The 11,531-nt window shown below is 67.4% G+C and carries 11 protein-coding genes and 1 pseudogene; 3 read left to right on the forward strand and 9 right to left on the reverse strand.

Annotation, left to right across the window (positions count from 1 at the left end; genetic code table 11):
- From CVO76_RS13025 to CVO76_RS13035, 3 genes are all read left to right on the forward strand, one after another.
- On the forward strand, positions 1 to 452 hold a 452-nt coding region (locus CVO76_RS13025; protein ID WP_208739560.1), incomplete at its 5' end, for a zinc-binding dehydrogenase.
- 200 nt (positions 453 to 652) lie between these two features.
- Positions 653 to 1,270, forward strand: coding sequence for a TetR/AcrR family transcriptional regulator (locus CVO76_RS13030; protein ID WP_208739561.1), 618 nt, complete (start codon positions 653 to 655; stop codon positions 1,268 to 1,270).
- 117 nt (positions 1,271 to 1,387) lie between these two features.
- Complete coding sequence (locus CVO76_RS13035; protein WP_208739562.1) at positions 1,388 to 1,627, forward strand: hypothetical protein; 240 nt, start codon at positions 1,388 to 1,390, stop codon at positions 1,625 to 1,627.
- Between the two features lie 206 nt (positions 1,628 to 1,833).
- Here the strand turns inward: CVO76_RS13035 and CVO76_RS13040 are convergent, their stop codons facing one another.
- The 9 genes and pseudogenes from CVO76_RS13040 to CVO76_RS13080 all read right to left on the reverse strand — a co-directional run.
- On the reverse strand, positions 1,834 to 3,384 hold the full coding sequence (locus CVO76_RS13040) for a sulfatase-like hydrolase/transferase (protein WP_208739563.1): 1,551 nt from the start codon (positions 3,382 to 3,384) through the stop codon (positions 1,834 to 1,836).
- Positions 3,385 to 3,691: 307 nt separating this feature from the next.
- The gene (locus tag CVO76_RS13045) at positions 3,692 to 5,224 is read right to left on the reverse strand and encodes a sulfatase-like hydrolase/transferase (protein ID WP_208739564.1); all 1,533 of its coding nucleotides are present in this window, start codon (positions 5,222 to 5,224) and stop codon (positions 3,692 to 3,694) included.
- A gap of 195 nt (positions 5,225 to 5,419) precedes the next feature.
- On the reverse strand, positions 5,420 to 7,093 hold the full coding sequence (locus CVO76_RS13050; protein ID WP_208739565.1) for an HNH endonuclease signature motif containing protein: 1,674 nt from the start codon (positions 7,091 to 7,093) through the stop codon (positions 5,420 to 5,422).
- 423 nt (positions 7,094 to 7,516) lie between these two features.
- Entirely contained in the window at positions 7,517 to 8,308 is a 792-nt protein-coding gene (locus tag CVO76_RS13055) for an SRPBCC family protein (protein WP_208739566.1), read from the reverse strand.
- On the reverse strand, positions 8,305 to 8,886 hold the full coding sequence (locus CVO76_RS13060; protein WP_208739567.1) for an ArsR/SmtB family transcription factor: 582 nt from the start codon (positions 8,884 to 8,886) through the stop codon (positions 8,305 to 8,307). Before CVO76_RS13060 ends, CVO76_RS13055 begins: the two co-directional genes overlap by 4 nt.
- A 266-nt stretch (positions 8,887 to 9,152) precedes the next feature.
- Positions 9,153 to 10,037, reverse strand: a complete 885-nt coding sequence (locus CVO76_RS13065) for a GntR family transcriptional regulator (protein WP_208739568.1) — start codon at positions 10,035 to 10,037, stop codon at positions 9,153 to 9,155.
- Positions 10,038 to 10,070: 33 nt separating this feature from the next.
- Entirely contained in the window at positions 10,071 to 10,208 is a 138-nt protein-coding gene (locus CVO76_RS13070; protein ID WP_208739569.1) for a hypothetical protein, read from the reverse strand.
- Positions 10,209 to 10,293: 85 nt separating this feature from the next.
- On the reverse strand, positions 10,294 to 11,319 hold the full coding sequence (gene pdxA, locus CVO76_RS13075) for a 4-hydroxythreonine-4-phosphate dehydrogenase PdxA (RefSeq protein ID WP_208739570.1): 1,026 nt from the start codon (positions 11,317 to 11,319) through the stop codon (positions 10,294 to 10,296).
- Positions 11,316 to 11,531 (reverse strand): annotated as a pseudogene (locus CVO76_RS13080) (hypothetical protein); the annotation flags it as partial. The gene pdxA and the pseudogene CVO76_RS13080, both read right to left, overlap by 4 nt.

An 11,531-nucleotide genomic window follows, 5' to 3' on the forward strand; every position in this document is an offset into this window, starting at 1 on the left:
TGGACCTGAGCGAGGAGAAGCTCGCCGTGGCAAGGGACTTCGGCGCCACCCACACACTGACGCCGTCCGCGGAGCTCGCTGAGGAGATCCAGGGCCTGACCGGGGGAGGCGCGGCCTATGCCTTCGAGGCGATCGGGCGGGTCCAGACCATCGAGTCCCTTCCCTCCCTCATCGCGCCCGGCGGCAAGGCCGTCATCGTGGGTCTGCCGCCCGAGGACAGCCCGGTCTCCATCGACGCGTTGCTGCTCGCCGAGAGCGGCAAGTCGCTCATCGGCTCCAACTACGGGTCCACCGTGCCGGGTCGGGACTTCCCGCGGCTCGCGGAGCTGTACCTCGCCGGTCGATTGCCCGTCGACCGGCTTATCTCGCACCGGATCGGCCTCGAGGAGGTCAATGAGGCCTTCAACGCGATGCGCAGGGGGGAGCGAGCCCGTAGCGTGATCGTGTTCTAGTCATTTGATGGCGACGACGACGGCGATGGCGACGGCGATGGCGATGGCGATGGCGATGGCGATGGCGACGGCGGCGACGACGATCGCGATGGCGGGGGTCTGAGCCTTCAGCGGGCACAGTCGTCAGCGGGCCGGAGCCGTCGGCGGGCACCGTCGTCAGCGGTAACGGAGTGCGGCGATGCCGCCGAGTCAGGGGGAACATGGGGCGGCCACGCCAGGCGATCCTGTCGCCGGAGAAGATCTATCGGGCGGCTCTCGAGCTGGTCGACGAGTTCGGAGACTTCACGCTGCCGGGACTCGCGAAGCGGCTCTCCGTCAGTCCGTCGTCGATCTACCACCACGTGCAGGGACGGCCGGAGATCATCAACGGGATCCGGTCCGTCATCGGAGCCGACGCCCTGGCTGCCGGGGACTTCTTCACGGCCGGCCCCGCGTGGCAGGACCGGGCCGCGGCATGGGCCCGCAGTTACCGCAGCGCGCTGGGCCAGCACGCGAAGTGCATCCCGCTGCTCGTGGGTGAGGCGGTGACGGACCGGGCGACGCTCGAGATCTACGAGCACCTCGCCGCACTGTTCGTCGAGCAGGGCTTCGCGGCCGACGACGTGGTGGTGGCGGTGACCGTGCTCGACAGTTTCATGCTGGGCTCTGCCCTCGACGTGGCGGCGCCCGAGTCGGCCTGGCTCGCGGATGCCGAGGCCCAGCCCGCGCTCCACGGAGCGTTTGCGCGGGCATCCCTGGCAGGACCGCGCGCCGACATCAGCTTCGAGGTGGGGGTGACGGCGATCGTCGCGTACCTGCAGACGCTGGCCCGGAACTGAGGGCGACGGCGATGCTCGCGCCGTTCGCCGGCAGCTCGGAGATCCTGCGCAGCTGACAAGAACTTCTAGCGGCTCAGTGCAGCCTGGAACGTCGTAGCGTCCGCCTACCCTCTGGGTATGACGACGATCTCGAAGGGGTCCAGCCGGACGACGCCGTGTCCTCGATGCGGCCACGAGGCCTGGCCGATCGCCTACGGCATGGTCCCGCCATCCGTGCAGGAGGAGAACCCGCGCGTGGTGTACGCGGGCTGCGTGATGAGCGAGGAATGGCGTCCCGATCCCGCTACCGGTGAGCCCCGGTACGGGACGCCCGAGTGGGAGTGCCAGAAGTCCGGGTGCCGTCACCGCTGGTGGTGAGGGAGCCTGCGACGTAGATCGAGCGACGCCGGATCAGCGACGTAGATCGGGCAACCCCGGATCGAATGATTCGGATCAGCGACCCGGATCGCGTCACGCCGGATTAGCGATGCAGATCGAGCGACGCGGGTCGCGTTACGCCGGATCGCGTCACGCCGGATCAGCGACGCGGGTCGCGTTACGCCCGGTCAGAGACGCGGGTCGCGTTACGGCGTGCCGTCCTCGCCGGCCCAGGCCCGGGCGTAGAACTCGGGGGACAGGGCGTCCAGCAGTTCACCGTAGGCGCCGGACTCCATCGCCTGCGCCGAGGTCTCCGGGACGGACGGCGCGAAGGCGGACACGCCCAGCCCGGCCTCGCGGCCCTGCAGTGTCAGGCCGGCCGCCTCGAGGATCGTGGGGTACAGGTTCAGCTGGTCCACGCGGGGGCGCAACGTGATGTCGCCGTCCGCGCCCGGTATCCAGATCCGGTTGAAGATGGTGCGGTTGCTGTGGTTGTCGAGCTGCTCGTGGAAAGCGTCGCCTGCACTCATGTGCTTGAGGTGGTCGCCCATGATCACCACGGCGGTGTCGTCGAGGTAGCCCTTCTCCTCCATGTAGTCCACGAAGCCGGCCATGAGGGTCATCGAGCAGGAGAACACGGAGGTGACCTCGCTGTCCGTGTCCACGTCGCAGTAGTCGTAGACGTGCACCGGCTCGTGGGTGTCCAGCGTCAGCAGGGAGAGGTTGAAGGGCTGACCGGTCCGCTCCGCGTCCGCGTGCAGTTGATCGATCTCGTCCTTCGCGTGCTCCAGGAGTCGTTCGTCGCTCAGTCCCCAGTCGCTGCGGAAGTTCTTCACCGGTTCACCCGCGGCCCGCCAGTCGGCAAGGCCCTTCACCTCGGAGTAGCCGTGGCTGCCCAGGAACGTGTCCTTCGCGGCGAACGAGGAGTTGGCGCCGCCCAGGAAGACGTTGGTGTAGCCGTGGTCGCCAAGGACATCGCCGAGGCAGGTGATGCCGCCCAGGTAGGTGTCGACGTCGTCGCCGTCTGTCGAGGAGGAGCTGCTGTCTCCTGCGGTGCCCAGGCCCTTCAACGGGACTCCGCACTGCGTCGAGGTGATGCCCGCCATGGTCCAGCCCCCGCCCCGATACTGCTGGAGGTCGTCCACGCTCTGCCAACCGTCGGACGCCCTGGTTGCATCCTTGAGGGAAGCGAAGGCGTCCTTCTCGAAGAGCTGGTCATCTGCGAGGGTGGCTTCACCGGATTCGAGGTAGATCAGCACCAGGTTGCGCTTGTCCTCGTCGCCGGTGACGGTCGGTTCCACGTAGTAGTCGCCGAGGTCGTACTCGGAGTTCGCAGCTGCGATGTAGTCCTTCACCCCGACCGAGCTGGCGAAGGCCGTGGTGCCTCCGACGACGACGGCTGCCACCAGGGCGGTGGAGAGGGAGCGCATGACCCACCGGCGGCGAGGACGCACGATGTCGCCCAGATTGCGGTGCTTGCGGCGACGGCGGGACTGCCAGAGGGCGATCCCGAGCGTGAGCAGCAGGGGTACGACGCCGATGCCGAAGACACCGATCCAGACGAGGCCGCCACCGCCGTCGGTCTCCACGGAGACGAGGTTCAGGAGCATCTGCCCCACCGAGATCTCGCCCCAGTAGTAACGGATACCTGCGGCGGCGATGAGCAGCGCGAGCCCAGCCCAGATCAGGACGTAGACCAGGACGCGTCCAAGGACGACACCGACCCGTCGGGTCACGTGCAGAATCCGGCCGAGCATGGCAACACCTCGCGTTCGGGATGCCCGCGTGGTCGCCGCACACCCTTGACATTCGCCCCGTTCTCGGGCGGAAAGATTTTAGTACCGTCAGGCTACCTGTTCAACCTGAGTTCACCCCTACTTCACCCGCTGCATCGTGCGGCATGCGACCATTCCGGTGGTCGATCCGGTGCCGGAACCTTCTCAGCAGTGAGCGCTCCTACCGGCCGCTCGTGGGACCAGGAGGGCTGCGGGTTCTCGTGGTCGGCCCCAGCGCCATCGATGACTGCTCCGCCAAGCCCGAGGAGCGGGCGGCCCTTGCGTAGCCCTACTGGCCGATGTCCTCACCGGCCCAGGCTCTCTCGTAGAACAGTGGGGACAGTGAGTCGAGCAGTTCACCATAGGCGACCGACTCCATCGTCTGCGCCGACCCCTCCGGGACGGATGGCGCGAAGGCGGACACCCCCACCCCCGCCTCGCCATCCTGCAGCGTCAGGCCGGCCGCCTCCAGGATTGTGGGGTACATGTTCATCTGGTCCACGCGGGAGCGCAACGTGGTGGTGCTGTAGTCATCGCCCGGTATCCAGAACCGATTGAAGATGGTGCGGTCGGCATCGTCCAGCTGCTCGTGGAACGGGTCATCCGCGCCCATGCGCTTGAGGTGGTCGCCCATGATCACCACAGCGGTGTCGTCCAGATAACCCTTCTCTGCCAGGTAGTCCACGAATCCGGCCACCAGGGTCATGGAGCAGGAGTACACGGAGGTGACCTCGTCCTCCGTGTCCACATCGCAGTAGTCGAAGAGGTGTGCGGGCTCGTGGGTGTCCAGCGTCAGCAGCGTGAGATTGAAGGGTCGGCCGGTCTTCTGCGCCTCGGCATGCAGCTCGTCGACCTCGTCCCGGGCGTAGGCCAGAAGGCGTTGGTCACTCAGTCCCCAGTCGCTGCGGAAGTTCTCCTCCGGCTCACCGGCGGCACGCCAGTCGAAAAGGCCCTTCTGCTCCGAGTAGCCGTGGGTGCGCAAAAAGGTGTCCTTTGCGCCGAAGGCGGCATTCGCGCCGCCCAGGAAGACGTTGGTGTACCCGTGCTCGTCCAGGACATCGCCCAGGCACGTCACCCCGCCCAGATAGGTATCCGCATCGCCACCGAGAGCATTGGTCTGAGGGCCTCCGCCAGGGGAGGCCATGCCCTTCAACGGGATGCCGCACTGCGTCGCGGTGAGGCCGCCCATGGTCCAGCCTCCGCTCTTGTACTGCTGGAGATCCTCCACGCTCTGCCAACCGTCGACCGCCTTGGTGGCCTCCTTCAAGGCAGCGAAAGCGTCCTTCTCGAAGAGCTGGTCGTCTGCGAGGGTGGCTTCACCGGATTCGAGGTAGATCAGCACCAGGTTGCGTTTGTTCGCGTCGCCGGTGACGGTCGGCTCCACGTAGTAGTCGCCGAGGTCGTACTGGGAGTTGGCCGCCGCGATGTAGTCCCTCATACCGACGGTGGTGTCGAAGGCCGTGGTGCCGCCCAGGACCACCGCGGCCACCAATGTCGTTGAGATGGTACGCGATTTCCACTGCGAGCGACGAGGGTGCTTGCGGCGTTGGACGTACTGCCAGAGAGCGATCCCGACGGTGATGAGCAGGGGAGCGACGCCGATTCCCAGGATGGCGACCCAGACGATGGCTCCGCCCCCGCCGTCGGTCTCCACGGAGACCAGGTTCATGAGCATCTGGCTCACGGTGATCTTGCCCCAGTAGTAGCGGATGCCGGCGGCGGCGATGAGCAGCGCGAGCCCTGCCCAGATCAGGACGTAGACCAGGGTGCGTCCCGCGACGACGCCGACCCGTCGAGCGACCTGCAGTGCTTCGTCAGCCAAGGCAACACCTCGCGTTCGCAGATGCCCGCGTAGTCGCCGTAGACCCTTGACATCCGGCCCGTCCTCGGGCAGAAGAATTTTAATACCGTCAGGCTACCTGTTCAACCAGAGTTCACTCGTTGTTCACGATTGGTACCCTGCTGCACGTCGTGAGCTGTACCCTGCTGCGCTCCGCCAGCGGTGCCCCGCGAACCCTCAAGCAGAGTTGCTACAGGCAGTAGATTGCGCGGCTTCGGCGTCGAGTAGTTGCTCGTGGACCGCCTCCTCCACCTGCCAGTACCTGTTTCTTCGCGGAGTCCGACCCGGATCGACGTACGTCGGCGGAGTGAACCAGGGGATGCCGTGCTTCGATTCGACCGTCCACTTCCCTTCGTGCACCACGTGATGATGACGTGAGCACAGGAGGACTCCCTGGCTGATACTCGTCGTTCCTCCTGTGGCCCAGGGCGCAATGTGGTGGGCTTCGCACCAGGTTGCCGGGATCGAGCAGTCGGGGAAGGCGCAACCCTTGTCCCTCGCAACGAGGCCGCGGCGCAGATGTGGAGGGAAGAGCCGCTGTGCCCGACCGATGTCGAGGATCTGGCCCTTGCCGCCGAGGACCAGCGGGATGATGTCGGCATCACAGGCCAGCTTCCGGATGCTTCGTGCGCTGATCTGCTGCCCGAACACAGCGTGACCGGCCCGCTCCATCTCGCCCACGAGGTCCGAGTAGCTGATGGTCACCATGACCTGGGGTCGGTGTCCGCCTGATGCGGACAGCCCGTCCGTCGACAGGGCGATCCTGCACGCAGACACCAATCCGTCGAGGAGACTTTGCGGGCGCGTCGGCCGGTCGTCGTCGCCCGCATCACGCGAACCTGAGTCGTCCCCTCCTGTGGAGCCTCCGCCGGCGTCGCTCCAGCCTGGGTTCCTCCCGCCGGCGCCGCCCCCGCCGGTATCGCCCCATCCACTCTCACCGGCAACCCGGACGGTTCTGATCCCACCTGCCGGGTCTCCGATGGCCTCACGGGCGCTGGACTTTCCCCTCGGATTCGTCGCAGTGTTCATGGCGGTCACCAGATGCTCGAACTGCTCGTCAGTCGCGCCGATCTCCAGAAAATGCAAGCCGTTCCGTCTGCCCTTGAGGAAGACACCCTGTCGTGCCCGCAGCACCTTCTCCGTAGGCTCCTGCCCGTCCTGGTCGAGTACACCTTGCCAGCGTCGCGCCAGAACGCGCAGGAGGTCCTCGTCCGATTCCATCGCCTGCAGCGTGAGGTGGCGCTCCATCGACTCGAGTTGCCGTGGAGTTGCGACGGTACGTACCCGCTGAACCGCGTCATGGACGATCGAGACCGCGCGTCCACTGACCTCGCCCGCGTTCGCTGCGGTGCCGAGGATGGGCATCGGAGCGGGAGTGGAGCAGCCGCTCGCAGCGACGCCGGGCAGGACGCCTGCCGCAAGTCTCAACCGGCGGTTCGCCTCGAATCGGCTGATCCCGAGTCGGGCTCGCAGGAAGTCGGCACAGGTCCTGAATTCGGGATGTCGGGTCTTCTTGTCCCGCTGATCGGCATCTGCTGAAGGAGTGCCGGCGATGTCCCCGCAGCCTTCGCCGTCGACCTTCGACAGGCTGAGCTCCGCCCGCGCGATGAGCGATCCGGAAGCGTCCTGCTCGCCGGTGCCCACAACGTCGTGGTCCTGAGCGGCTCGAGCGGCAATGATTTGCAGATAATCGACGATCTTCGAGATCTCCTCGATGGTGACGAGCGCTTCCACGACGTCACTCTTGGGGAGGAGGAGGTGGTGCTCTGCCAGGTCCTGACCGAAAGCGAGCAGCTCGGACCGAATGAACTCCAGTGGAGTATCGGGATGTTCGAGCGGTGCAACGGCCATGACTCATTTTATCGAACGTACGTACTAATCCCGCTTCCTCCGACCCATTGTGGAGGAGAAGTCAGGCACCTCTCCTCCACAGCCTTCGAGGACGCCCGTCGTCGGCCGCTGGTGCCGCAGCACCGAGGAGGTGGCGGGCAACGCCACAGCAACGCCGAGGTGGCGGGCGGCACCACAGCAACGTCGAGGTCGCGTCGAGTGCCGCAGCAACGCCGAGGTGGCGGGCAGCGCCACAGCAACTTCGAGGCGGGCAACGCCACCGCAACGCCGAGGTCGCGCTCAAGAACGCAGCCACGCCGAGGCCGCGGGCATCGACACCCCAGCCGGGATGAACGGCTCAGTCGAGGTTCAGTCCTTCACGCCTCGGGGCGAGCCCGCCGGCGGAAGGGGTCACCCCTGCGCGCAGCAGGTTCGCGCAGACGGTCAGGCCGGGACGCTGAGTCCCTGCAGCCAGGCCTGCCACGCCGGCTCCTCGCGCTGCACGTAGTCCGCCGCGTCGGCCGAGAACAGATATGCCCGTACGCCCACGGTCGCTGTACTCTCGCCCTCGCCGTGAGCGAAGACGCTGAGCATCCCGGGGACCGGTGCTGTGATCCGGATCAGTACCTGTCGCTCACCGACACGCTCCACCGTGCCGGTAATGCCACGGACCTCGACCGCTGCGCCCTTATCGCCCAGGCCGAGCGCGCCGTGCAGGGTGGCCCAGAGCGTCTGCGCGTCTCCGGGGTGGGAGGCGGAGGCCTCGAGCTGAGTGACCTCCTGACCGGGGAAGTGCGTCAGGTACAGGCGCAGGTTGTCGAAGAACGGCATCCAGCTGGTGCCCATGTCATCCCAGAACTCCGACTCCCAGGCATCCCCGGTCCCGAAGCCACTGCTGGTGACGTGCACGATGCAGGTGCCGCCCGAGCGCGCCTCGACGAGGAATTCCGACGTCAGCGGGCTGAGCGCCTCCGGGTCCTTGCCCATGAGGGCGGCCCAGTCCTCCTCGTACTCGATGCGGCGCGGCGGGTCCCAGCGGGTGACCTGACCGTCCGAGCCCATCTCGGGACCCATGGCGAAATGAAGGGAACCGCCTTCGCGCTCCTCCATCTCGGTCGGCAGGAACCAGGCGCTCATGCCCTTGGCGGTGGCGATGGCCTGCCAGACCTGCTCCGGGGTCCCTGGGACCTCGACACTGAATTCCAGGCGGTACGGGACGTTCGGGGTCGTGCTCATGACTTCTTCTCCTCGGGAAGGGGGTGGGCGGCGACGACGAGCCGGTGGGGGAGCCCGTCGTCGTGGTGGTAGCGGGCGGCCAGGTCGAGCACCGCGGCGGTCAGATCGTCCGCGAAGGCAGCCCTGTCAGCGGCGGATCGGAAACCGATCTGCGTGTCGATGGTCAGCGTCGGCAGGCGCTGACCGGACGCGCCTGCCCGGCGCGCCAGGGCGCCGACCTCGCGCATCAGCCGGCCGGCCAGCGCGACAAGGTAACCCGCCGACAGATGATCATCGTTGGCGTCCGGATCGGCCGCGGACCCGCTGACCGCCGCAGGTGACACGACGTAGGACGCAGCCGACGCCTGCAGCACCCGCTCGGTGATGCCCCCGTGCCGGCGCTCCTCGAACAGTTCCACGAGGCCGTGCGTCTCGAGCGTCCTGAGGTGGTAGTTGATCTTCTGGCGTGCGATACCGACCCGGGCGGCGAGCCCGGCGGCGGAGGCTGGAACGGCAAGCTCGCCGAGCAGCCTGGCTCGGACCGGATCCAGCACAGCGGCGGCTGCCTCAGCGCTTTCGATGACTTCGACGTCGTACATGCCATCATCGTGCGCTCGACAAGAAAAGTTGTCAATGGGTGTATTCAGCGAGGCGGAAGACAGAAGGTGCCGGAAAGCGGCTTCGGGACCAGTCAAGGAACAGGCGGAACCCCGATGACCGGCACCGCACCCGAGGAGAGCACAAGGAGGCCTATGTGCTCAGTCCGTATCGACCCGATCGGGTGAGATGAAGAAAGGAACTGGCCACCGAGGAACGATGTCGGGGGTCGCAGGGAGCGCGGCGTGGACGGCGGGAACCACTGTCATCAGGAACTGCTGCGCGACAGATCGTCGGCGAGGCGGAGCAGATCGGCTCCCAGCCGGCGGGCGCGATCGGCGACCACGTCCGGAGTGTCACCAGCCGACGACGGCGAGAGGCCGCCTGTCATGGCCGGCGCCGGAGGCTCATTCTGGATGTCGATGTCGAACACCACATGATCGGGGTGGTGCCAGGTCGAGAAGACCTCCACGGGCCGGCCGTCCTGGTCGAAGCTCGTTCCTTCCAGGAGGAGGACGGGCGACGACGCCTCCAGCTTCAGCAGTCGCAGCAGGTCTCCGTCGCCCGGTACCGCCCGGATCTGCCGCTTGCCGGACGTGATCCGCACGCCGAACTTCTCACCGAGTACCGCATGGAGCGAGGCGTCCAGCAGCGACTCGGCGTCCAATGTGGAAAAGACAGGTGCCGGCAGCCACGTATGGATGACGGCGATGGGCACACCGTCGGCCGTGCGCAGCCGCTCGAGCGCGAGAACCTGCGGAGTACCGAGGACCGCCGTCGACGCATCGGCGTCCTGCACGGTCAGCGAGAGCACCTCGGTGCCGACCGTCGCTCCGGTACTGCCGAGCTGCGCCGAGAGTCCGGATGTGCGGTGCACCAGCCGGTGGTGCTCGCGGCGAGGAGCAACGGTGCTGCCGCGCCCGCGGCCCCGCTCGATCAACCCTTCATCGGTGAGCGCTCCGAGGGCCTGTCGCACCACGGACCGGGACACCCCGTACCGCACCTGCAGCTGTGCCTCACTGGGCAGCGACGTCCCCGGCGGTAGCGAGTGGTTCAGGATCTGCGCGCGCAGATGCCCACGGAGCTGCAGGTGCAGTGGCTCGCTGCTCCCCGCCTCCAGCGGACGTTCCTGTGGATCGTCTGGTCCGGTCATGAGCGGCTCCGGTTCACGATGGTGGTCAAAAACCTACGCGTCAGCACCGTCGGAGGACGACGAGGCGTCGTCGTCGTGCTCCTCGAGGATCTTGCCGTCGTGGACCCGCTTGAGCTCGATCCCCTCGAGGTAGCTGGGGACGGGTGGGTCGAGGTCTTCGTCGCTCGTCATGATTCCGATCCTAGGCGTCGGGAGAGGGCAAGCCGCGACGACGTCGGCAGCATGCCCCCTCCCGGTCATCAGAATGGGGGAACCTCTAGTTCTTCTGCGCGGTCCGCCAGACGACGTCCCACCCCGGCGCCAGGGCAGCAGCCCGCCGAAGAGACAGCACCAGGCTCGCCTCGCGGGCGATGCCCTGGCCGGCGATGTCGAACGCCGTTCCGTGGTCCACCGAGACGCGGACGACGGGCAGGCCGACGGTGATGTTCACGCCGTCGTCGCCGTAGACCGCCTTGAAGGGTGCGTGGCCCTGGTCGTGGTAGCAGGCGATGACCATGTTCCACTTGCCCTTGACCGCGGCGGGGATGAGCGCGTCCGCAGGGATGGGCCCGTGCACGTTGATGCCCTTCTCGCGGGCCGCGGCGACGGCGGGGGCGAGGACGTCGGCGTCCTCGTCGCCGAACAGGCGGTTCTCGCCCGCGTGCGGGTTGAGCCCGGCGAGCCCGATCGGCTCGTCAGGGTTGCCGAGCGCCTTTGTGAAGGCACTGACGAGCTCGATCACGTTGCCGGTGCGTTCCGGCGTGACGTCCTCGATGGCCTGCCGCAGGGAGACGTGGGTGGTGAGGTGGAAGAAGTAGAGGTCGCCCGCGGACAGGACGAGGCTGAAGTTCTCCACGCCGAACTCGTGCGCGAGCAGCTCCGTGTGGCCGGGCCACTTGTGCCCGCCGGCGTGCATCGCGGCCTTGTTGAGGGGCGCGGTGACAATGCCTTGGACCTTGCCCTCGCGGGCCAGGCGGCAGGCCTCGACGACGAAGCGGTAGGAGCCGTCGCCCGCGGCGGGGCTGAGCTCGCCGAGCTTGACGTCCGCCAGCGACGGACCGGTCTGCAGGAGTTCGATGATGCCTGGCTCGTTCGTCGCGTCCTCGATCGAGGACAGCACGCGGACCTTGTCCGGGTCGCCGCCCACGTTGGACACGCCCTGGCGCATGGCGGCCTCGTCGCCGATGACGACGGGCCTGCACTCCTGCCGGACGTCGTCGTGCCCGAGGAGGGACTTCGCGGTGATCTCCGGTCCGATGCCGGCGACGTCGCCGAGGGTGACGGCGAGGGTGGGGATGCTCATGAGGATGCCTCCGTGGAGTGGGCGAGGGTGGTGGTCAGTGTCCGGGTGAGTTCGGTGACGGTGTCGAGCAGGGCGGTGACCGGCCCGAAGCCGCCGGCCTTCGTGACAACAATCTTTCCAGCCGCGGTGCCGCCTTCGATGACGCCGACCGGGATGCCCTCCTGGATGGCGCCGCTGATGCGCAGCGCCTGGGCCCGCGTGGCGTCGAGGAC

The organism is Arthrobacter agilis, assembly GCF_002953615.1.
GTDB classification, from domain to species: Bacteria; Actinomycetota; Actinomycetes; order Actinomycetales; family Micrococcaceae; genus Arthrobacter_D; species Arthrobacter_D agilis_B.

Bases quoted from the DNA above. Each gene is read 5' to 3' on its own strand.
- CVO76_RS13030 (WP_208739561.1), top strand. From the start codon at position 653: ATGGGGCGGCCACGCCAGGCGATCCTGTCGCCGGAGAAGATCTATCGG.
- CVO76_RS13035 (WP_208739562.1), top strand. From the start codon at position 1,388: ATGACGACGATCTCGAAGGGGTCCAGCCGGACGACGCCGTGTCCTCGA.
- CVO76_RS13040 (WP_208739563.1), bottom strand. From the start codon at position 3,384: ATGCTCGGCCGGATTCTGCACGTGACCCGACGGGTCGGTGTCGTCCTT.
- CVO76_RS13050 (WP_208739565.1), bottom strand. From the start codon at position 7,093: ATGGCCGTTGCACCGCTCGAACATCCCGATACTCCACTGGAGTTCATT.
- CVO76_RS13055 (WP_208739566.1), bottom strand. From the start codon at position 8,308: ATGAGCACGACCCCGAACGTCCCGTACCGCCTGGAATTCAGTGTCGAG.
- CVO76_RS13060 (WP_208739567.1), bottom strand. From the start codon at position 8,886: ATGTACGACGTCGAAGTCATCGAAAGCGCTGAGGCAGCCGCCGCTGTG.
- CVO76_RS13065 (WP_208739568.1), bottom strand. From the start codon at position 10,037: ATGACCGGACCAGACGATCCACAGGAACGTCCGCTGGAGGCGGGGAGC.
- CVO76_RS13070 (WP_208739569.1), bottom strand. From the start codon at position 10,208: ATGACGAGCGACGAAGACCTCGACCCACCCGTCCCCAGCTACCTCGAG.
- pdxA (WP_208739570.1), bottom strand. From the start codon at position 11,319: ATGAGCATCCCCACCCTCGCCGTCACCCTCGGCGACGTCGCCGGCATC.